The following is a 19625-nucleotide window of genomic DNA, read 5'->3' as shown; positions in this document are numbered from 1 at the left end:
CTAGCTGCCGCGGGCTTATGATTTTGGTTGTCGCACCCACGCGCAGGAGGCTGAAAATGGACCCCTCGTATCGTAATGACACAGGGGGGTAAAGAAAACATGCATTCCGCGGGATACGTAAAACTTTAAATATAAGGTTAACGGAAGCGTGATTCCGGCGCCGCTTTCGCAACATTTTTTCCGGCCATCCATTAACCCGTTGTCCATTGGATTCGCCTAGTTTTTCAGGCGGCCGAAGAAGCGGAGTTCGAGTTCATGCGTGGCGAAAGCGGCATTGCCTTCTCAATGCCCGGGGGCGATGTATCGGGAACGAGGCGGTCCCGACCGATCGATTTGGCACACCTTGCGCGGCAGACGATGGGCGACCGCGGCCTCGAACAGGAGGTGCTGGCGCTCTTTGTACAACAGGCGCTGTCGGTGCGCGACAGGATAGTCGATGCGGACATCAAGGACCGGCTGCTCCTGGCGCACGGCCTGAAGGGTTCGGCGCGTGGTGTCGGGGCCTTTGCCATTGCCGATTGCGCCACCGAGATAGAACGGCAGCCGGAAGACAGCCAGACGCTTACGCGGCTCGGCAAACTGATCGACGAAGTGCGCGATTTCATCGCCGCCATCAACCGCTAGACCCGTTTGCGGAAAAACGTCACCGAGCGGCGCTTTCTCGCCGCAGTTGACTTGTGTGCCCGAGTGATTATCTCGGCGGAAACTCCCTCAGGTGACAAATGACCAAACTGACCTTCATTGCCCATGACGGCACACATTTCGACGTGGATGCCGAGAACGGCTCGACGGTCATGGAAAACGCCATCCGCAATGCCGTGCCGGGTATCGAGGCGGAGTGCGGCGGCGCCTGCGCCTGTGCAACCTGCCACGTCTATGTCGACGAGGCCTGGACGGCGGAAGTCGGCGAGCCGGAAGCAATGGAAGAGGACATGCTGGACTTTGCCTACGACGTCCAGCCGAATTCGCGGCTATCGTGCCAGATCAAGGTGCGCGACGCGCTCGACGGACTGGTGGTGCGGGTGCCCGAGCGCCAAGGCTAAAAGCCGATTTTTGCCCGAGGCAATGAATCCGGGCAGGGGGTTCCTTGGGGGCCGGCTGTTGACGTCGCCTTGAATGGAAAACCCGCCTGTGCGGCGGGCCTCCGGCGCAACTCAGCACCATAACCAAATATCTACCATAGTTGCGGGCACCCCGTCAAGAAAAAATTCCTATCGTGAGAAGCTGCCCTGCCATGAAAAGGTGGCGGGGCAGCCGGACTGGCAGTCGTCCATCCCTTGCAACCCGAGTTCGCAGCTCTGATTTTTGCGGCTGCCGCTTGGCAGCAAGCCGGAGGTCATGCAGTCTCACGCCAATCCAGCAGCGAGGCGCGCACCATGACCGGCATCACCAGGACAGACGTACTCATTGTCGGGGCAGGCCCGGTCGGGCTGTTCGCCGTGTTCGAGCTCGGCCTGTTCGACATGAAGTGCCACCTGATCGACATTCTCGACCGGCCCGGCGGCCAATGCGCGGAACTCTATCCGGAGAAGCCGATCTATGACATTCCCGGCTGGCCTTCGATCTCGGCGCAAGGCCTGGTCGACAAGCTGCTCGAGCAGATCGCGCCGTTCAAGCCTGATTTCACCTACAATCGCATGGTCTCCAGTCTCGAGAGACTGGAGGACGGCGGCTTTCGCGTCACCACCGACGAGAATGAGGTGTTCGAGGCCAAGGTGGTGGTGATCGCCGCCGGCGGCGGCTCCTTCCAGCCAAAACGCCCGCCCATCCCGGGCATCGAACCCTATGAGGGCAAGAGCGTCTTCTATTCGGTGCGCCGAATGGAAGATTTTCGCGGCCACGACCTCGTTATCGTTGGCGGCGGCGATTCAGCGCTGGACTGGACGCTCAATTTGCAGCCGGTGGCAAAAAGCGTGACGCTGGTCCACCGGCGCCCGGAGTTCCGCGCCGCGCCCGACAGCGTCAACAAGATGTACGCCATGCAGGAAATGAAGCAGCTGGATTTCCAGGTCGGGCAAGTGACCGGCTTGACCGGCGCCGACGGCCAACTGTCGTCCGCCCTGATCAGGGGGCCGGAGGGCGACATCGAAATTCCCTGCACGCGGATGCTGCCCTTCTTCGGCCTGACCATGAAGCTCGGACCGATCGCGGAATGGGGGATCAACCTTCACGAGAACCTGATTCCGGTCGACACCGAGAAGTTCCAGACGTCGGTCCCGGGCATCTTCGCGGTCGGCGACATCAATTGGTATCCCGGCAAGCTGAAGCTCATCCTGTCGGGCTTTCACGAGGTCGCGCTGATGGCCCAGGCCGCCAAGCGCATCGTCAGCCCGGGCGAACGCATCGTCTTCCAATACACGACCTCGTCGACCAGCCTGCAGAAGAAGCTCGGTGTGGCGGAGGCCTCCTGACGCGTATCGCTTCAGTCCGCCAGCACGGGGGCCTCGGGATGGCCGCGCAGCGGTTTTTCGGGCATCAGGCTGAGCGTCAGCAGCGCCATGATCAACATCACCACGGCGGCGACGAAGATCAGCCCGAAGGCGGCAGCTTCGGCACCGGCGCCGGTCGCCTGCGCGCCTTCGCCCGCCAGCGGCAGCCCGTTGCCCAGGGCGACCGCACCGAGGATAGCAACGCCGAGCGCACTGCCCAGCGAGCGCAGGAACGTCAGAACGCCGGTGGCGACGCCAAGGTGCCTAGGGTCGACTGCGTTCTGGACAGACACCGTGGCCACCGGAAAGGTGGTTCCGCTGCCGAGCCCGACGCATGTCGTCAGGATCTCGACAACCAGCAGCGAGGCGTGCCCCGCCACCAGGCTGAGGGCGCCGAGGCATAGAACGGCGAAGGCCAATCCGAAGATGGCGATCCGCTTGTAATGGACGAAACGCGGAATGGTGCGCCCGCTGAATGTCGCGCCGGCCACCGTGCCAAGCATCAGCCCCAGGAGGGCGGTGCCGGATTCGCTTGCCGACAGGCCGATGACCGACTGGAGATAGACCGGCAAGTAGACAGACAGGCCGATATTGGCCGCCTGCAGAAGGAACATGGAGAGCGTGCCGGCAAGGACGATCGGGTTGCTCAGTACCTCGAGCGAAATCAGCGGCTCGGTTGCGCGCAGCAGCCGCAGCGCAAAGGCGCCCCACAGGACCAAGGAACTGGCGACGAGCCCGAGGATCTCCGTCGATAGCCAGGGGTATTCGCTGCCACCCCAGTTCAGCGCCAGAAGCAGCAGGGCCGTGGCGGCGACGAGAAGCAGCGCGCCGAGCCCGTCGATGCGATGCCGTCTTGCCGCGACTGGCAGCTTGCGCAGCGGCTTGTTGATGATGGCCATGGCCAGGATGCCGAGCGGAATGTTGATCCAGAAGATCAGCGACCAATGGAGATGTTCAGCGAACGTGCCGCCGAGCAACGGCCCCGCGATGCTGGCGACTGCCCATGTGCCCGAGATCCAGGCCGCATAGCGTGCCCGCTCGCGTGGCGGCACGAGGTCGCCGATGACGGTCTGCGCCAGGGCGAAAAGCCCGCCGCCGCCGGCGCCCTGGATCGCGCGGCCGATCACCAGCACGAACATGTTGGGCGCCATCGCACTGACCAGCGAGCCGGCGAGGAAGATGAGGATCGCGCCATAGACGGTCGGCCGGCGGCCGTAGACGTCGGAGATCTTGCCGTAGAGCGGCGCCATGGCGGTTGCGGTCAGGAGATATCCGGTCACTATCCAGGGCAGGTACTCGGCGTGGCCGAGCGCTCGCGCGATGGTCGGCATGGCCGGCGCCACAATGGTCTGGTCAAGTGCTGCCAGCAGCATCGACAGGAGAACGCCGCCGATAATGGCGTTCTTCTCGCTTTCCGTCAGCGGCGCGCTCGCGGCCGCCACGGCCTGCTTGTCGACAGCCTGGTCCATAGTCTTTCGTCCATATGCTTGCGCGCGCCGTCCGCTGCGTCGGCTGGGCTAGCCGGGTTGCATCCGCGGCGCGATCGGTCGTGATGCTCGTGTTTGAAAGGTCGTGCCCTTGCCAACCCCTGATATGTCGTCCCGTATAGGCCGATTTCGACCGTTGCCCGAAAATTTTTCGAAGCTGGCACTACGCTTCGGCCCGGTTGGCTCGCACCGCCGCCCCTTTAGGCGACATGCATCAGGACATTCAGGTCGGCGGCAACCGGCCGTTGCCGATGCGCTCGACGCGATAGCGCAGGAGCCGCAGGATGCGGCTTTCGAAATTGACGCTTTCGACACGATCGAACTGCACCTGGGCACGGTCGTGTCTGGCGAGAATGGCGGCGGTGATCTGGGCGGCCTTGGCCTTCGCCGCATCGCAGTCCTTCTGCGGGTAAGCGGCTTTCAGCGCGTCTTCCAGTTCGCGGGCGTGATTCTTGGCGATCTCGACATGGCGTTCCTCATGGCGCTTGATGTCGGCCGACAGCGTGTCCCAGAACAGCCGCACATCCGCGTCGGCCTTGCGTGGACGGCGCCATTCGGGAAGGATAACCTTGACCTTGACGGTCACCGCGGCATCGGCGATCCGGCAGGAGCCGGACTGCCCGGCATAGCTGATGCGCGTGGTGAAGGCCATCTGTGTGGCGCCGGGATGCCGCGAGCCCGTGCTCTTCACCTGCGGACCACGTTTGGAAAGCTGTGCCTCGATGTCTTCTAGCGTCCTGCCGCCGACGGCGAAGTAGCTATATGTCTTGACGAGATTGGCCGCGCCCGCCGGAACGGCGGTGGCGGCAAGCAGCAATGCGCAAAGCAGGGTTCGTTTCATCAGGTTGCCTCTCGCCCTACCTTGCTTTACGGCCACTGCCGGCGCAACGGAATTGATCTGGTGCGGATCACACATGGTTGATGAGCCCCATGGTTGATGAGCAATGACGGCGAGGCGATGGCAGTTGGCGCACGGACGCCATCTCGACCTTGGCGACAAGGCCGTGGTGGTCGGCATTCTCAATGTCACGCCCGACAGTTTTTCCGACGGCGGTCTGTTCGATGCCGCCGAGACCGCGCTGGTCCAGGCGCGCCGCATGCTGGGCGAAGGCGCCCGGGTCGTCGATGTCGGCGGTGAATCGACAAGGCCGGGCGCGTCCGCGATCACGGCGGGCGAGGAGCAGGCGCGCATCCTGCCGGTGATCGAGGCGCTGGCGGGTTCCGGCGAGGTGCTGATTTCGGTCGACACCTATCGCGCCGAGACCGCGCGGCTTGCCGTCGCGGCCGGGGCGCATATCGTCAACGACGTCTGGGGCTTGCAGCGCGAGCCGGACATTGCGCGTATCGCAGCCGAAACCGGCGCGGGGCTCATCATCATGCATACCGGGCGGGATCGCCGAAAACTGCCCGACGTCATCGCCGACCAGTTCGCGTTCCTCGAAAAATCACTGGAAATCGCCCGCCGACACGGCATCGCCGACGATCATATCGTTCTCGATGCCGGCTTCGGCTTCGCCAAGGAGACGGCCGAGGATAACCTCGACCTGATGGCGCGGTTTTCCGAGCTCAACGCCCTCGGATTTCCGCTGATGGCCGGAACCTCGCGAAAACGCTTCATCGGCACCGTCACGGGCCGCGATGCCGCCGAAAGAGGGGCTGGGACTGCGGCGACGAGCGTCATACTGAGATTGAAGGGCGCCGACCTGTTTCGCGTCCACGATGTCGCAATCAACGTGGACGCGCTGGCCGTGGCGGATGCTATGCTGGCGCGCGAAACCGCAGTTTCGGAACGCTGAACCATGTATGTCATCCGCCTGAAGAATTGCGCCTTCTTTGCCCGGCACGGGGTGCTGGACGAGGAGGAGGCGCTCGGCCAGCGCTTCTATGTCGACGCCTCGCTCACCGTGGAGCCCGGGCGCGCGCTGGTCGACGATGCCATCGGGGAAACCGTCAACTACGGCGTTGCCTTCACGGTGATCGAGGAGATCATCACCGGACACAGGCGCTTCCTGATCGAGGCGCTGGCCCTGGAAGTCGCAAAAGCCCTGACGGAACGCTTCCCGCAGATCAGGAAAGCCGAAATCACGGTCCGCAAGCCGAATGCGCCGGTGCCCGGCGTGCTCGATTACGTCGAGGTGACCGTTGTCTGGCCGCAGTAACACCGTCTATCTCAGCCTTGGCGGCAATCTCGGCGATCCGGCGAGTTCGATGGCGGCGGCGCTGCGCCTGCTCGACGCCGATGCCGCCACTCGCGTGGCCGCGGTGTCCTCGCTCTACCGCACGCCGCCCTGGGGCAAGCTCGACCAGCCCGACTTCCTGAACGCCGCCGCGGAACTCTCGACACGGCTCTCGCCGCGGGCATTGCTCGACCTGTGCCTCGATGCAGAGCGCAAGCTGAAGCGCGTGCGCGAGGAGCGCTGGGGGCCGCGCCTGATCGATATCGACATCCTGGTTTTCGGCGACCGCGTCATCCACGAAACCGGCTTGGAAGTGCCGCATCCGCGCATGCTTGAACGTGCCTTCGTGCTGGCGCCGCTGGCCGAGATCGCGCCCGATCTTGCGGTAAGCGGGCGAAGCGTCTCGGAGCGGCTGGCCGCCGTCGATGCGGCCGGTATCGAACGCCTGCCGTCGGGCCGCGACTGGTGGCTGGATAGACCAGCGTCAGCCTGAGAACCCGCCATCGTCCAGAAAGGTTTTTTCCTCCGGCGTGGTTTCGCGGCCGAGCATCTTGTTGCGGTGCGGAAAACGGCCGAAGCGCCGGATGATGTCGAGGTGTTCTTCGGCGTATTTGAGGTAGTCCGGCGCGTTGGCCGCGGTGAGCTCGACCGACCGTTCCTGGTCGGCGAGCAATTCCGAATGTTCGAACGGCAGATACAGGAACACCCGCAATTCCGGTTCGAGCACCAGATCCTGGCCTGCCGTCACAGCTTTTTGGGCAAAATGCTTCGCCAGCGGGTCGGTGGCGTACATGTGGCCGGTGCCGCGAAAGCAGTTGCGCGGAAACTGGTCGAGCAGGATCATCAGCGCCAGCGAGCCTTCGGCATGCTCCGACCAGCCGTCGCATTCGCGCCGTGCGGCCGCGTAGTGCAGCTCAAGAAAGCGGTTGCGGAAATCGCCGTCGAAAACATCGCTTTTCTCGAACCATGCGTCCGCTCCGGCATCACGCCAGAATGTGGTGACCGACAGGGCTCTGCTGTCCAAATCCATGCTTTTCTCCTATCAATCCGCCGCCTCGGACTTGTGCAGAACGCCGGCCGTTTCCTCGTTGAGCGCCTGGCCGGGGCGGCGCGGCGTGGAGAGCGGCGTCGGGATCGGCGTGCCGATATTGCCCTTCAGGAAGCGCTGTCCGGAGCGGATGCCTTCGGCGAGTTGCGTCTCGAAGCGGGCGGTGTCGCGGCGGCGGACGTCTTCGACCACCTCGGCGACGTCTTCCGGGTCTACGCCCAGGGCCTCCAGCGTCGAACCGCCAAAAACCAGCGCCGATTCGAATGTTTCACGCAGCTGATAGTCGACGCCTGTGCGGATGAGCTGTAGCGCGGTGCCTCGGTCGAAGGCGCGCGCCAGCACGGTGAGCAAGGGAAACTCGGCTTTGACGAGCTCGGCGATGCGTACGGCGGCATCGGGTTTGTCGACGCAGATGAGCACGGCGCGTGCGCGCCCGGCACCGGCAGCGTGCAGGATGTCCAGCCGCGTGCCGTCGCCGTAGTAGACCTTGAAGCCGAAATCGGCCGCCGCCTGGATCATCTCGACATCGTTGTCGATGATCGACACGTCGATGCCGCGCAGCAGCAATGGCTGGCTGGCGATCTGGCCGAAGCGGCCGAATCCGATGATCAGCACGCTGCCGGTCAGCCCTTCGGCGACGTCGACGCCATCCAGCGACAGCTCGTCGCGCGGCGTCAGATACCGCAACGCGACGATCGCCAGCGGCGTCAGCACCATGGAGATGATGACGATGGCCGTCAGCGTCGCGTTGGCTTGGCCGTCGATGATGCCGACGGAAGCGGCGGCCGAATAGAGGACGAAGGCGAATTCGCCGCCTTGCGCCATGAAGACGGCGCGTTCCAGCGCCTCGCGATGGCCCGACTTCAGGATGCGGGCGACGATGTAGATGCCGAGCGCCTTCATGACCATGTAGGCAACGACATAGACGGCGATCAGCCGCCAGTTCTGAACCACCACATGCAGGTCGAGCGACATGCCCACGGCGAGAAAGAACAGGCCGAGCAGGATGCCGCGAAACGGTTCGATATCGGCTTCGAGCTGGTGGCGGAAGGTCGATTCGGACAGCAGCACGCCGGCCAGGAACGCGCCCATCGCCATCGACAGGCCGCTGAGCTGCATGGCAAGGGCGGATCCGAGAACGACCAGAAGGGCGGCCGCCGTCATCACCTCGCGAGCGCGGGCATCCGCCAGGATACGGAAGAAAGGGTTGAGCAGAAAACGTCCGGCCAGCACCAGGCCGATGATCGCGGCAAGGCCGATACCGACCTCGGCCAGCCGCTCCGACAGGCTGGTGTCGGTGCCGCCTGGCGCCAGGAACGCGATCAGGGCCAGCAGCGGCACGATCGCCAGATCCTCCAGCAGCAGGATGGAGACGATGCGCTGGCCCTTGGGCGAGGCGATTTCGCCGCGCTCTTCCAGAAGCTGCATGACGATCGCCGTCGAGGTCAGCACGAAGCCGGCTCCGGCGACGAAGGATTGCGCGATGGAAAAGCCTCCGGCTATTCCCACACCGGTCAGCAAGACCGCGCAGACCCCGACCTGAAGCGCGCCCAGGCCGAAGATCTCGCGGCGCAAGCCCCAGAGCCGCGACGGCTGCATCTCCAGCCCGATAATGAACAGGAACATCACGACGCCGAGCTCGGCGACGTGGAGGATGGCTCCCGATTCGGAAAACACACCGATGCCGAACGGGCCGATCACCACGCCCGCGGCCAGATAGCCGAGAATCGAACCCAGGCCCATACGTTTGAAGATCGGAACGGCGACAACACCCGCGGCGAGCAGCGCCACCACCTGAACAAGCTCGCTGCCCGCTGCCTCTGCCGCCATTCCCGCCATTCCGCTCGTTTGAGGACCGCAGCCTGTGCGGTCGGGTCAAGACGCCTCGGATCAGGCGCCAGCGCCCCAAGGATAGGGGCTTCGGCGGGCATGTAACAGCCCGAATCCTGCGGCGGGCAATGTTGCAGGCACGTTACACAAGTTGAGCGCGAGGCCGCGTTGCGTCTGGCTGCAATCGGAGGTTAAGCACGCTCGGCTTCGGCCAGTGGAGGGTGTGGCGATCAAGCCGCGCCCTTTTTGAGGAGATGACTGACATGAAGAAGTTTTTGCTCGTTGCCGTCGGCCTGGCGGTGCTCGCCGGCTCGGCTTGCTCCAAGGCGCCTGAGTGCACGGCCGAGGTCGCCACCAAGAAGGCGCAGGACATGGCCGCCGCGCTGCAGGAGGCCCTTACCAAGGATCCGTCCAAGGCGGCCGATCTGACGGCCAAGGTGCAAGAGGTGACGACCAAATATCAGGGCACCACGACCCTGGCCGACGCCTGCAAGGCCTATGATGAGGTGACGGCGGCGATCAAGGGCTGATCGTTCCTATCGACGTCTTCAAAAGGAGGCGGTGGCGATGGGCCGCCGTCTCTTTTTGTGTTTGGTTACAGGCGGTTGATACGCGCTCAGTTCGGCGCGATGGAGCCGACTTCGATCGCGTCGACCCGCTTCAGGCTCATGCCGATCACCGGCACCAGCTGGTCCGCGACGCGCACTGCAACCGTCACCGTCATCGAATTGTCGTCGGGGATGCGTGCCTGCATGACGCCGCGCAGCTGGTTGCGGTTGATGGTGAACACCACCTTGCGGGCATCGACCACATTGCCGCCGATGATATCGAGGCCGGCACCGGCCGCGCCGCCCATGAAGGAGCCCTTGTAATCGCGCCCCTTGCGCTCGATCTTGGCCGACATCGGCTGGGTGAACATGCCCACACGGCAGCCGCCGTCGAGCGTCATGCCCATCTTGCCGTCGGGCGTCGAGCCGGTGAAGCTGCAATTGAACTTCGTGCCCTTGTATTTGCCGGCGACGATCTCGCCCGGGCCCACCCACTTGCCTTCGGCGGACCGGAAGAACTGCTTGTCCGGCTCCGCCGCGGACGCCTGTGCGGCAATGCCGGCGACAGTGGTGATCGCAACCGCCAGGGGCAACAGGCTGGACAGAATTACGCTTTTCATCGACGACACCCGGCAACAAAGAGGCTGTTTTGGAACCAGTGCGACCATGAACAAGATTGGTTAATGCTTCGTCACTGCCAAGGTCGTCGTTCACTTGCCAGGCGGGGTGTTCTCGCTTTCCTTCCTGCTTGCGAACGATGTCAGCGCGGAGAGGAAATCACCCAGTCCCGGCCGTTTTGCCGCACTGAAGGGCAGGGGGCGCGCCGTCTCCATCGCGGCGATGCCGATGCGCGCCGTCATCATGCCGTTGACGACGCCTTCGCCGAGCTTGGCGGAGAGGCGCGCAGCCAGGCCGTGGCCGACGATCTGCTGGACGAAACTGTCGCCGACGGCGATCGAACCGGTGACCGCCAGATGCGCCAGCACGCTGCGCGCCAGGCGAAAGAAACCCAGTGTTCCCGGCCGCCCGCCATAGAGTTCCGAAAGGCGCCGGATGAGGCGCCCGGCCTCGAACACGACATAGGCTACGTCGACGAGCGCACGCGGACTGACGGCCGTCACCAGCGACACGCGTTTGGCGGCTTCCAGGATCATGATCTTGGCCCTGGCGTCGAGAGGGCCAAGGATCTCCGCCTCAGCGAGACGCACCAGATTGGCGCCATCGATGATCTCGTCGCGCAGATCGGCCAGCGCGCGCCTGCCCGCAGCCGTTTCGGGTTTGGCCGCGACGAAGGCCGACAGCTCGTCGACCACCAATCGCGCCGCCTTGGGATCGTCGCGTGCAATCGCATCGAGCGCACGCTTCTGCAGCTTTTCGACCTCGGCAAGCCGGGCGATCGCCAGGAACTCGCGAATCAGGATCACCACCAGCGCCAGCACGGCGACGGCAGCCATGCCGGCGGCCAGCCAACCCAGCCACTCGGCGCGCGCGAACAGATCGCGAATGAGCTGATCGGTCCACAGGCCGATGGCCAGCGAAACCAGCACCCCGAACGCGCCGAAGAAGATGGAGCCAAGCAATGAACGTTTCCTGCGAGCGACCGCCGGCGGCGGTTCGGCAGCGACGATGTCCGGCTCGTCGAACACGTCGATCTCCGACGGGATGACCAGCGCGACATCGCTCTTCACCGCGCGGGGCTTGCGCTGTGTGTCGGTCTGGACACGGCGCGCCTCCGGCGCCCCGGCCTGGGCACGGCGCGCCTGCGCCGCGTCCTGCTGCGATGTGGCCTCCGGTTCGATGCGGAATGCCGCCGGCTTGCGGGGCGCGGTCATGCCAGATGGTCTCCGATCAGGAACTGCAAGGCACGGTCGAGCCGGATATGCGGCAGTGACAGCATGACGCCCTCGGCCGTGCGCTCGAGTTTTGGCGGGCGAAAACGCACGAAGCGGATCGCCGGGTCGGTATTGTCCTGCCTGTGCGCTCCCCCGGGAGCTTCGAAGACAGCATCAATTTTCTCCGGTAAATCACCGGGAAATATGGCCGTTTCAGCTTTCTCGTCAAAGGTGTCGCCATTGATTGTCTCGCCCGCGAGCGGTGTGCCGATGATGACCGGCAATGTCTCGCGGCCCTGTTTGACGGTGCCTTCCCGTGTTGCGCGCACCGCCGCCATGGCGACGACGTCGACGCCGGCGCCGGTGAAATTCGCCCGCGCCACGGCGCGGTCTGCCAGCCGCCGCACGATCGCCTGCAAGCGGTCATGGCTGTCGTGATGCAGGTGGTCGGCCTTGGTGGCGGCGATCAGGATACGATCGATGCGCCGCGAGAAAAGATCGGTGAGGAAGCTGCCGCGTCCAGGACGGAAACAGGCGAGGATCTCGGTCACCGCGCGCTCCAGGTCGGCCATGGCTCCGGGGCCGACGTTCAGCGCCTGCATGGCGTCGATCAGCACGATCTGGCGGTCGAGCCGGGTGATGTGTTCGCGGAAGAAGGGTTTGACGACATGGGTCTTGTAGGCCTCGTAGCGCCTTTCCATCATGGCGTGCAGCGAGCCGTTGCGCGGGCGCTTGTCGCCCAGGCCGGCCAGAGGCGCGAAGGTCAATGCGGGCGAGCCTTCGAGATCGCCCGGCATCAGGAAACGGCCCGGCGGCAAGGTCGAAAGCGCCCGCTCGTCGAGCTTGCAGGCTTTGAGATAAGCGGCGAAATCCTCGGCCAGGCGGCGCGCCGTCATCTCCTCGGCATCGGCGTTCGGGTCGATCTCGGCCGATAGCGCCCGCCAGGCGCGCGACAGGTCCTCGCGCACCGGCAACGCAGCCATTTCAAAGGCTTCGAGCGAAAAATCGGCGAAGGACTTGCCGAGCAGCGGCAGGTCGAGCAGCCATTCGCCGGGATAGTCAACGATGTCGACCGACAGTTTTCCGGAGGAAAACATCCTGTTCCAGCCGGAGGCCGATTCATATTCGATGGTCAGCCGCAATTCGGAGATGGCGCGTGTCGAATCGGGCCAGACGCGGTCGTTCACCAAGGCGGCGATATGGTCCTCGTACTGGAATCGCGGCACCGCGTCGTCGGGCTGCTCTTCGAGGAAAGCGCGCGCGATGCGCCCGGATTTCTGCGCCTCGAACAGCGGCAGGCGCCCGCCATGAATAAGATTGTGGACCAGGGCCGAGATGAAAACCGTCTTGCCCGCCCTGGAAAGGCCCGTGACGCCCAGCCGCAGCGACGGCGAAAAAAGCCCGCTGGCGCGGCCCGAAAGCGTGTCGAGGGCAATTCTCGCCTCGTCGGTGAAAGTGGTCAGCGATGATGCCAAAATTGTCTCTCGAGGCTGCGACAGGTCCGATATAGGCGTTGCCATGCTGGTTTGAAATGGCGTCAGAGGTCAGCCGGCGTCAGGAATGCCTCGAGATAGCCGGCACCCTGGGCGGCCCCGGCAAGATCGCCGCTGAAGCGCACGACCGCCAGGCCCGAGGTCGGGAAACCATGATTGAGCATGGCGCGGGCGCTTTCCTCGCCATCGCCGGACACCGCCATGGCGAGATCCTCCGTCATCGGATTGTGGCCGACGAGCAGCATCGAACCCACCCCACCATTGTCCCGGATGAGGCTGAGGTACGCGGCCGCGTCCTCGCTGTAGAGCGCGTCGACGAACAGAACCCGGCCGGTGTCGGCCCGACCGGCCACGCCTTCCAGCGTCTCCTTCGCGCGCCGGGCTGTGGAGCAAAGCGTCAGATCGGGCACATAGGAGCGCGACCGCATGGCGATGCCCATCGCCTCCGCATCAGCGCGGCCGGACGCATCGAGAGGGCGATCGAAATCACGCATGCCGGGCAGCGCCCATCCGGCTTTGGCGTGCCTCAACAGATAAAGCCTGCTCACCCAACCTCCACCGTGCCAACAGCCCGAACCGTGCCGTGATTAGCCATAAGAACGGCGTGGCGCACAATGGCAGTCGTTTTTCGGACATGACGAATCATCAGCCGGCGGCCGCCAGTTCGAAGGATCCGGTACCTAAGACCAGCCCGAATCACCTCAATCGCGCTCCTCGAGGCAGATTAACAATTGCGTGAATCGGTAATCGATTGCGCTTGTGCAGGCGTTTGACCGCGAATATATAGGCGCCAAATTTGGGGCTGTTTGGGTGAGTCGAATGAACGATGCCGTTACCGCCGATTACGTACCCTCCGAAGACGAGCCGTTCATGAACGAGCGGCAGAAATCCTACTTCCGCTCAAAGCTCGTCACCTGGAAGAATGACATATTGCGCGAAGCGCGCGAAACCCTCGAAATCCTACAGCAGGAAAACGCCAATCATCCCGATCTAGCCGACCGCGCCTCTTCGGAAACCGACCGCGCCATCGAACTCAGGGCGCGCGACCGCCAGCGGAAACTCATCGCAAAGATCGATTCGGCCTTGCAGCGCATCGAGGAAGGCACTTACGGCTATTGCGAGGAGACTGGCGAACCGATCGCGCTGAAGCGGCTGGATGCCCGCCCGATTGCAACCTTGTCGATCGAAGCGCAGGAGCGCCACGAGCGCCGCGAGAAGGTCTATCGCGACGATTAGCCTGCGGTCTGCATTCAAGAAGATTTCAGCGATATCGCTCTCGAAATGGCCGGTTTTCCGGCCATTTCTTTTTTCAGAACCCGGGCGATGCGCGCAAAACCCCGATCGGTTTTTCGGACCGGGCGCAAGCGCTGCTCATCTTTTCTGGCTGGAGAGTTCGCCCAGAAGCCTGGTCATCTCATCGTCGAGCGACGGCGGTGTTTTTGCCACCGGCTTGGTCGCCGGACTGCTCGAGCGGGGCTGGTCGAGCGAAACCTCGAGTTCCTTCATCAGCGTTTCATCGATGCTTTCCTGCCCCGGCGGTGGTGAAGCCGGCGGCGGGGCATGCCGGACGGCATTTACGTTTGCGGAGCCGTAGGAAGGCAGCGGCGTGACATTGGTCGGCTGATAACCCTGCGCCGCCGGCTTCGGCACCGGCTCCGGAGCGCGCTGGCGGGCGGGTGGCGCTGCACTCACCGGCTGCGGAGCAGGTGCCTGTCTCGCCGGCGCCGGGGTGGGCTGAGGCGCACGCGGCTTTGCCACCGCGACAGGCTGCTGCGAACCGCCATCTCCGGTCAGCGCGGGACGGCGTGGCGCAGAAAGGCGGATGTCACGCTCGACGACGACATCGGTCGGGCCGCCGATCAAAAGCAGATGCTCGATGTCGTCGCGGCGCACCAGCACCAGGCGGCGATGGCTGTCGACGGCGGTGGCGTCCATGACCGCAAGCCGCGTCTTGCGGTTCCGGCCGCCCGCGACAAAGGTGCCGAAGGTCAGGTTGCGAACGAGTTTGACGATGATGAGGACGATAACCAGCAGGACCAGCGCCGCGAAGGTCCACAGCAGTGCCGCTACATAGCCGGGGCCCGCTACGCTATCCAGCCATTGCAGCATTGGTTCCCCCTGATCGGTTTGGAAGTGACGCGACACTAGACCGTTGCGGCGGGCTACCGCAAGTTGCCTTTCACGCTTCATGAACAGCTTGAAACACTGGAGGGCCGGCCGACATCATTTTTATCTGACATTTGCCGCCCGGGCCTTTTCGGGACCAGGAGAATATGATTCAACCCGACAGGGGCGGGCGTCGGCACACATTGCGGCGAGTATCGGAACACCGGACTTCAAGAGCAGGGGGCACATGGCCAAGGAAACGCGCGGCGATTTCTATCCGGTACCGATCGTCGATCAGAACACGCGGCCGGGCGCCGTTACCCGGCTCGTCATCTTCATTGCCGTCCTGACGGGGGCCGCGATCGTTTTCGGCCTGTTTCGCGAGCGGCTCGGCGACCCTTTCCTGCTGGGCATGCTCGGCGTGCTGGCGATGATCGGCGTCGGCTTCCTGTTCGCCACGGCGATCGGCTTCGTGCAGATCACTCCACGCTCGACGGGCGACGAACTGTCGAAGGCATTCGTCGATTCGATGTCGCAGGGTCTTCTGGTCACGGACACCAAGGGCCGCGTGGTCTATGCCAACCGCGCCTATGCCGACATGACCGGAGCCTCTTCCGCGGCCGACCTGAAGACGGTCGAAGGGCTGCTTTCGGATGTTCCGGAAGCTTCGGTCACCATCTACCGACTGGCCTCCGGCCTGCGTGACGGCCAGCCGGGCGACGGCGAGTTCCGGCTCGCGCAGTCGATCAAGCCTGGCGCTGAGCCAGGCGCGCGCTGGTATCGCGCCCGCGCCCGCGCTTTCAGCGTGCCGGGCCAGCGGCCGCCGATGCTCGCCTGGCAACTTGCCGACATTTCGCAGGAACGCGCCGAGCAGGAGCGTTTCTTCCTGGACCTGCAGAAGGCGATCGATCATCTCGACCACGCGCCCGCCGGCTTCTTTTCCGCCGACCAGGAAGGCCGCGTCACCTATATCAACGCCACGCTCGCCGAATGGCTGGGCATCGACCTTGCCAGCTTCACGCCCGGCGCCGTCTCCCTGCCGGAGATCGTCGCCGGCGACGGCATGGCGCTGGTGCGCTCGGTCAAGGCCGACCCCGGTACGACGCGCAACGCGGTCATCGATCTCGACCTCACGACAATGACGGGCGAGGCGCTGCCGGTGCGCTTCATGCATCGCGTTTCAGCCAGCCGCGAAGGCCTCAACGGTCCGACGCGCACGATCGTGCTCAACCGCACGCAAGGCGAGGACGCCTCGGCGGACCTGCGCGCTTCGGAAGTGCGGTTCACCCGCTTCTTCAACTCGACGCCGATGGCGATCGCCGGCGTCGACGCCAGCGGGCGCATCCTGCGCACCAATGCGCCATTCCTTTCGCTGTTTTCGTCGGTCGTAGACCGGGACGCCGTCGACCGCCGCATGCGGCTCGACACGGTCATCCACGAACGTGACCGCCCGGCCTTTGCCGCGGCCTTCGAAAAGGCACGGCAGCGGCAGGCCGATATCGAGCCGATCGACACGCTCCTGCCCGGCAATGAGGAGCGCCACATCCGTTTTTACGTCAATGCGGTCGCCGACGGTACAGGCGGCGAGGGGGCCGAGGAGTCGGCCATCGTCTACGCCGTCGAGACGACGGAGCAGAAGGCGCTCGAAGGGCAGATGGCGCAAAGCCAGAAGATGCAGGCGGTCGGCCAGCTTGCCGGCGGCATCGCGCACGACTTCAACAATGTGCTGACCGCCATCATTATGGCGTCGGATCTGCTTCTGACCAACCATCGGCCGTCGGATCCATCCTTCCCCGACATCATGAACATCAAGCAGAATGCCAACCGGGCAGCCTCGCTGGTGCGGCAGTTGCTGGCCTTTTCGCGCAAGCAGACGCTGCGGCCGGAAGTGCTGAACCTCACCGACGTGCTCGCCGATCTCAGGATGTTGCTCGCCCGTCTGGTCGGCAACGACATCAAGCTGAAGATCGACCACGGTCGCGATCTCTGGCCGGTCAAGGTCGATATCGGCCAGTTCGAGCAGGTGGTGGTCAACCTGGCGGTCAACGCGCGCGATGCAATGCCGGCGGGCGGCGACCTCACGGTGCGCACCCGCAATGTGACCGCCGAGGAGTGCAAGACCTTTCCCTACCGGGAACTCACTCCGGCGGACTATGTGGTGGCCGAGGTCGAGGACACCGGCAGCGGCATCGCGCCCGACGTGCTGAAGAAGATATTCGAACCGTTCTTCACCACCAAGGAGGTCGGCAAGGGCACCGGCCTTGGCCTGTCCATGGTCTACGGCATCATCAAACAGACCGGCGGCTTTATCTTCTGCGATTCCGAGGTCGGCAAGGGTTCGGTCTTCCGCATCTTCCTGCCGCGCCACATCGCCGAGGCAAAGAAGGCAGGCGAACCCGGGGAAGCACCGGCAGCGGTGCCTGCCAAGTCGGCAGAGACAGGCAAGGATTTGTCCGGGTCGGCCACGGTGCTGCTGGTCGAGGACGAGGATGCGGTGCGCATGGGCGGCATGCGGGCTCTGACCTCGCGCGGCTATACCGTGCACGAGGCGTCCTCCGGGGTCGAGGCGCTGGAAGTGTTCGAAGCGCTCGGCGGCAAGGTCGACATTGTGGTTTCGGATGTGGTGATGCCGGAGATGGACGGGCCGACGCTGCTCGGCGAGTTGCGCAAGCGCCAGCCGGACATCAAGTTCGTCTTCGTGTCCGGCTATGCCGAGGATGCATTCGCCAGGAACCTGCCGGCGGACGCGCATTTCGGATTCCTGCCGAAACCGTTTTCGCTCAAGCAGTTGGCAACGATCGTCAAGAACATGCTGGAGTCTTAGGCCGTGAACCCATAAATCGGGAAATGGCCGAGATTGGTGGTTCCCGGAGGGCAGCTTAGGAGGCGGAATCGCCGAATAGCGGCCGTTCAGCAAATCCGAGCAGCAAGGTTTTTGCGATCTCTCGCGCCTTCGAGGCAAGCGCCTCATCCGGCAGTTCGCCGGCGGTCCAGAATGACAGGACCCCACGAAAGGCAAATGCGAGCTGCTCCGGCAAACTGCGCAGCGCCTCCTGCCTGCCGGCCGCGATCAAGCCTTCGCCCGCTCCAAGGGCCAGCGACCACAAGGTTGTGGAGTGCGCCAGGACCTTTCCGGGGGACGGGCCGGCCGTGCCGATCCATCCCATCACGGCCCGGTTTATCTCCGGCTCCTCCAGCATCACCTCGACCGCGGTATCGATGGCCAACAGCACGCGGCCTGCGGCATCGGCAGGCGGTGACATCCCGGCAAAGCGCTGGGCCATCGTATCGATCCGCCGCCGCGAAAGGGCATGCATGATCGCGGCCTTGCTCCCGAACTGATTGAACGGCGTCGCGAAACTGACTCCGGCCTCGGTGGCGAGGTCGCGCATCGAGAAATCGGCCTTACCCTGTCGGAGCAGTCGCTCCGCCGCATCGATCACACGCCGGCGAAGCGGCTCACCCCGCGTGGCGGTCGGAGCAACCTTGGTCTTGTTTGGTGTCATGCTGTTATCTATATCATGATATAGTTTCAATCATAGCCCGGAGTGAACCATGACTTCCACCCCTAAGACATTCCTCATCACCGGTGTCAGCTCCGGGCTGGGGCGAGCATTTGCAAGAGGCGCGCTTGAAGCGGGCCATCGGGTGATCGGCACCGTGCGGCGGGAAGCCGACGCCGAGATCTTCGCCGCGCTCGCGCCCGATCGCGCCCACCCGCTCTTGCTGGACGTGACCGATTTCGAGACGGTCCCGGCGGCTGTCACCGCGGCGGAACGGCAGGCGGGTCTAATCGACGTGCTGGTGAACAACGCCGGTTACGGCCATGAGGGCGTGCTGGAGGAGTCCTCCATGGACGATCTCCAGCGCCAGTTCGCCGCCAACGTCTTCGGGCCCGTCGCGATGATCAAGGCGGTGCTGCCGGGCATGCGCGAGCGGCGTCGCGGCCATATCATCAACGTCACGTCCATGGGCGGCTTCATCACCATGCCCGGGATCACCTTCTATTGCGGAAGCAAATTCGCGCTCGAAGGCATTTCCGAAGCGCTCGGCAAGGAAGTGGCAGGCTTTGGAATTCGGGTGACGGCGCTCGCTCCCGGCCAATTCCGCACGGATTGGGCCGGACGCTCGATGGATCGCACGCCGCGCAGCATTGCCGACTATGACGCGGTCATGGACCCGATCCGCGCCGCGCGACAGGCCAAGAGCGGCAACCAACCGGGCGATCCGGCCAAGGCCGCGCAGGCGTTGCTCGTGCTGGTCGATGCCGCGAACCCGCCGGTACGGCTGTTCCTGGGCGACGACGCGCTGGGGCTGGTCGACCAGAAGCTCGACGCGATGCGGGGCGAAATCAGCGCGTGGGAGGAGCTTTCGCGCTCAACCAGCTTCGCATCATGAGCGCTTGGAGCGCGTCGGCTGATGAAGACGCGCCGCGCGTCTTCATCAGCCTGCAATTGGTGCGGCTCGGCCTGACCGCCGGCCGAACATCCCGCCGAAGAGCAACCAAGTGAAGCCTTGCTTCAGCGGGCGGCTCTATCGCGAGCGCAACCTGATCGAGCGGTTCTCCTCCAAGCTGAAGCACTTCCGGCGTGTCGCCACCGCTACGACTTTGATAGAGTCGCCGGCCGCTTTAACTCTTTGTTTTCGTGATATTGTCGTCCTGAAACGAAGTTTC

At 64.3% G+C, this 19625-nt stretch carries 20 protein-coding genes and 1 pseudogene; 11 read left to right on the top strand and 10 right to left on the bottom strand.

The genetic code is table 11. The features are described from left to right. Positions 1-255: 255 nt before the first annotated feature. From FJ949_RS21580 to FJ949_RS21570, 3 genes are all read left to right on the top strand, one after another. Positions 256-624 (top strand): Hpt domain-containing protein, encoded by a 369-nt coding sequence (locus tag FJ949_RS21580; RefSeq protein WP_140498914.1) that lies wholly within the window; start codon positions 256-258, stop codon positions 622-624. 98 nt (positions 625-722) lie between these two features. Then, positions 723-1043 carry a 2Fe-2S iron-sulfur cluster-binding protein gene (locus tag FJ949_RS21575; RefSeq protein WP_137931040.1) on the top strand — a complete coding sequence of 107 codons (321 nt, stop codon included), beginning with the start codon at positions 723-725 and terminating at the stop codon, positions 1041-1043. Between the two features lie 333 nt (positions 1044-1376). Further along, on the top strand, positions 1377-2411 hold the full coding sequence (locus FJ949_RS21570) for an NAD(P)/FAD-dependent oxidoreductase (RefSeq protein ID WP_140498912.1): 1035 nt from the start codon (positions 1377-1379) through the stop codon (positions 2409-2411). Between the two features lie 11 nt (positions 2412-2422). Here the strand turns inward: FJ949_RS21570 and FJ949_RS21565 are convergent, their stop codons facing one another. After that, the gene (locus FJ949_RS21565; RefSeq protein ID WP_140498910.1) at positions 2423-3898 is read right to left on the bottom strand and encodes an MDR family MFS transporter; all 1476 of its coding nucleotides are present in this window, start codon (positions 3896-3898) and stop codon (positions 2423-2425) included. Between the two features lie 241 nt (positions 3899-4139). Then, positions 4140-4757, bottom strand: a complete 618-nt coding sequence (locus FJ949_RS21560) for a DUF922 domain-containing protein (protein ID WP_181168435.1) — start codon at positions 4755-4757, stop codon at positions 4140-4142. 103 nt (positions 4758-4860) lie between these two features. Between FJ949_RS21560 and folP the strand changes: the two genes are divergently transcribed. Genes folP through folK form a run of 3 tightly spaced genes read left to right on the top strand, consistent with a single transcriptional unit; the run spans position 4861 to position 6586 of the window. Next, positions 4861-5712: a dihydropteroate synthase gene (gene folP, locus FJ949_RS21555; RefSeq protein ID WP_140498907.1), complete on the top strand. Its 852-nt coding sequence runs from the start codon at positions 4861-4863 to the stop codon at positions 5710-5712. Positions 5713-5715: 3 nt separating this feature from the next. After that, complete coding sequence (folB, locus tag FJ949_RS21550) at positions 5716-6075, top strand: dihydroneopterin aldolase (protein WP_140498905.1); 360 nt, start codon at positions 5716-5718, stop codon at positions 6073-6075. Next, a complete protein-coding gene (folK, locus tag FJ949_RS21545) occupies positions 6059-6586 on the top strand; it encodes a 2-amino-4-hydroxy-6-hydroxymethyldihydropteridine diphosphokinase (protein WP_140498903.1) in 528 nt (175 codons plus the stop codon). The genes folB and folK overlap by 17 nt, the downstream gene beginning before the upstream one ends. Here folK and FJ949_RS21540 read toward each other — a convergent pair. Further along, positions 6578-7123, bottom strand: coding sequence for a DUF924 family protein (locus FJ949_RS21540; RefSeq protein ID WP_140498901.1), 546 nt, complete (start codon positions 7121-7123; stop codon positions 6578-6580). The two genes, folK and FJ949_RS21540, sit on opposite strands and share 9 nt — an antisense overlap. A 12-nt stretch (positions 7124-7135) precedes the next feature. Further along, positions 7136-8971, bottom strand: a complete 1836-nt coding sequence (locus tag FJ949_RS21535; RefSeq protein WP_140498900.1) for a monovalent cation:proton antiporter-2 (CPA2) family protein — start codon at positions 8969-8971, stop codon at positions 7136-7138. Positions 8972-9234: 263 nt separating this feature from the next. Here FJ949_RS21535 and FJ949_RS21530 point away from each other — a divergent pair, with 263 nt between their 5' ends. After that, positions 9235-9501, top strand: coding sequence for a hypothetical protein (locus FJ949_RS21530; protein ID WP_140498898.1), 267 nt, complete (start codon positions 9235-9237; stop codon positions 9499-9501). Positions 9502-9587: 86 nt separating this feature from the next. Here FJ949_RS21530 and FJ949_RS21525 read toward each other — a convergent pair whose 3' ends face one another. The 4 genes from FJ949_RS21525 to FJ949_RS21510 form a co-directional block, all read right to left on the bottom strand. After that, positions 9588-10139: a hypothetical protein gene (locus FJ949_RS21525; RefSeq protein WP_140498896.1), complete on the bottom strand. Its 552-nt coding sequence runs from the start codon at positions 10137-10139 to the stop codon at positions 9588-9590. Positions 10140-10229: 90 nt separating this feature from the next. Next, complete coding sequence (locus FJ949_RS21520) at positions 10230-11351, bottom strand: YcjF family protein (RefSeq protein ID WP_140498894.1); 1122 nt, start codon at positions 11349-11351, stop codon at positions 10230-10232. Further along, positions 11348-12826: a YcjX family protein gene (locus tag FJ949_RS21515; protein ID WP_140498892.1), complete on the bottom strand. Its 1479-nt coding sequence runs from the start codon at positions 12824-12826 to the stop codon at positions 11348-11350. Before FJ949_RS21515 ends, FJ949_RS21520 begins: the two co-directional genes overlap by 4 nt. A gap of 62 nt (positions 12827-12888) precedes the next feature. Beyond that, the gene (locus tag FJ949_RS21510) at positions 12889-13392 is read right to left on the bottom strand and encodes a histidine phosphatase family protein (protein ID WP_140498890.1); all 504 of its coding nucleotides are present in this window, start codon (positions 13390-13392) and stop codon (positions 12889-12891) included. Positions 13393-13663: 271 nt separating this feature from the next. On the opposite strand from FJ949_RS21510, the gene dksA reads away from it, so the two are divergent. Beyond that, complete coding sequence (dksA, locus tag FJ949_RS21505) at positions 13664-14080, top strand: RNA polymerase-binding protein DksA (protein ID WP_140498888.1); 417 nt, start codon at positions 13664-13666, stop codon at positions 14078-14080. Between the two features lie 135 nt (positions 14081-14215). On the opposite strand, the gene FJ949_RS21500 is transcribed toward dksA, so the two are convergent. Then, positions 14216-14953, bottom strand: a complete 738-nt coding sequence (locus FJ949_RS21500) for a flagellar biosynthetic protein FliO (protein WP_181167579.1) — start codon at positions 14951-14953, stop codon at positions 14216-14218. Positions 14954-15197: 244 nt separating this feature from the next. Here FJ949_RS21500 and FJ949_RS21495 point away from each other — a divergent pair, with 244 nt between their 5' ends. Further along, the gene (locus FJ949_RS21495; RefSeq protein WP_140498886.1) at positions 15198-17774 is read left to right on the top strand and encodes a response regulator; all 2577 of its coding nucleotides are present in this window, start codon (positions 15198-15200) and stop codon (positions 17772-17774) included. Between the two features lie 55 nt (positions 17775-17829). Here the strand turns inward: FJ949_RS21495 and FJ949_RS21490 are convergent, their stop codons facing one another. Beyond that, on the bottom strand, positions 17830-18456 hold the full coding sequence (locus FJ949_RS21490) for a TetR/AcrR family transcriptional regulator (RefSeq protein WP_140498884.1): 627 nt from the start codon (positions 18454-18456) through the stop codon (positions 17830-17832). Between the two features lie 49 nt (positions 18457-18505). Here FJ949_RS21490 and FJ949_RS21485 point away from each other — a divergent pair, with 49 nt between their 5' ends. After that, positions 18506-19348 carry an oxidoreductase gene (locus tag FJ949_RS21485; RefSeq protein WP_140498882.1) on the top strand — a complete coding sequence of 281 codons (843 nt, stop codon included), beginning with the start codon at positions 18506-18508 and terminating at the stop codon, positions 19346-19348. An 82-nt stretch (positions 19349-19430) separates the two neighbouring features. Next, a pseudogene (locus FJ949_RS21480) lies at positions 19431-19550 on the top strand (IS5/IS1182 family transposase); the annotation flags it as partial. Positions 19551-19625 lie beyond the last annotated feature (75 nt).

It is taken from the genome of Mesorhizobium sp. B2-4-1 (assembly GCF_006442185.1).
Taxonomy (GTDB): domain Bacteria; phylum Pseudomonadota; class Alphaproteobacteria; order Rhizobiales; family Rhizobiaceae; genus Mesorhizobium.
Note: the sequence above shows the minus strand (reverse complement) of the source record. Positions and strands in the feature narration are given on the sequence as shown.

Excerpts from the sequence above, each read along its gene's own strand:
- FJ949_RS21580 (WP_140498914.1), top strand. The coding sequence starts at position 256 with ATGCGTGGCGAAAGCGGCATTGCCTTCTCAATGCCCGGGGGCGATGTA.
- FJ949_RS21575 (WP_137931040.1), top strand. The coding sequence starts at position 723 with ATGACCAAACTGACCTTCATTGCCCATGACGGCACACATTTCGACGTG.
- FJ949_RS21570 (WP_140498912.1), top strand. The coding sequence starts at position 1,377 with ATGACCGGCATCACCAGGACAGACGTACTCATTGTCGGGGCAGGCCCG.
- FJ949_RS21565 (WP_140498910.1), bottom strand. The coding sequence starts at position 3,898 with ATGGACCAGGCTGTCGACAAGCAGGCCGTGGCGGCCGCGAGCGCGCCG.
- FJ949_RS21560 (WP_181168435.1), bottom strand. The coding sequence starts at position 4,757 with ATGAAACGAACCCTGCTTTGCGCATTGCTGCTTGCCGCCACCGCCGTT.
- folP (WP_140498907.1), top strand. The coding sequence starts at position 4,861 with ATGACGGCGAGGCGATGGCAGTTGGCGCACGGACGCCATCTCGACCTT.
- folB (WP_140498905.1), top strand. The coding sequence starts at position 5,716 with ATGTATGTCATCCGCCTGAAGAATTGCGCCTTCTTTGCCCGGCACGGG.
- FJ949_RS21540 (WP_140498901.1), bottom strand. The coding sequence starts at position 7,123 with ATGGATTTGGACAGCAGAGCCCTGTCGGTCACCACATTCTGGCGTGAT.
- FJ949_RS21535 (WP_140498900.1), bottom strand. The coding sequence starts at position 8,971 with ATGGCGGCAGAGGCAGCGGGCAGCGAGCTTGTTCAGGTGGTGGCGCTG.
- FJ949_RS21530 (WP_140498898.1), top strand. The coding sequence starts at position 9,235 with ATGAAGAAGTTTTTGCTCGTTGCCGTCGGCCTGGCGGTGCTCGCCGGC.
- FJ949_RS21525 (WP_140498896.1), bottom strand. The coding sequence starts at position 10,139 with ATGAAAAGCGTAATTCTGTCCAGCCTGTTGCCCCTGGCGGTTGCGATC.
- FJ949_RS21520 (WP_140498894.1), bottom strand. The coding sequence starts at position 11,351 with ATGACCGCGCCCCGCAAGCCGGCGGCATTCCGCATCGAACCGGAGGCC.
- dksA (WP_140498888.1), top strand. The coding sequence starts at position 13,664 with ATGAACGATGCCGTTACCGCCGATTACGTACCCTCCGAAGACGAGCCG.
- FJ949_RS21500 (WP_181167579.1), bottom strand. The coding sequence starts at position 14,953 with ATGCTGCAATGGCTGGATAGCGTAGCGGGCCCCGGCTATGTAGCGGCA.
- FJ949_RS21495 (WP_140498886.1), top strand. The coding sequence starts at position 15,198 with ATGGCCAAGGAAACGCGCGGCGATTTCTATCCGGTACCGATCGTCGAT.
- FJ949_RS21490 (WP_140498884.1), bottom strand. The coding sequence starts at position 18,456 with ATGACACCAAACAAGACCAAGGTTGCTCCGACCGCCACGCGGGGTGAG.
- FJ949_RS21485 (WP_140498882.1), top strand. The coding sequence starts at position 18,506 with ATGACTTCCACCCCTAAGACATTCCTCATCACCGGTGTCAGCTCCGGG.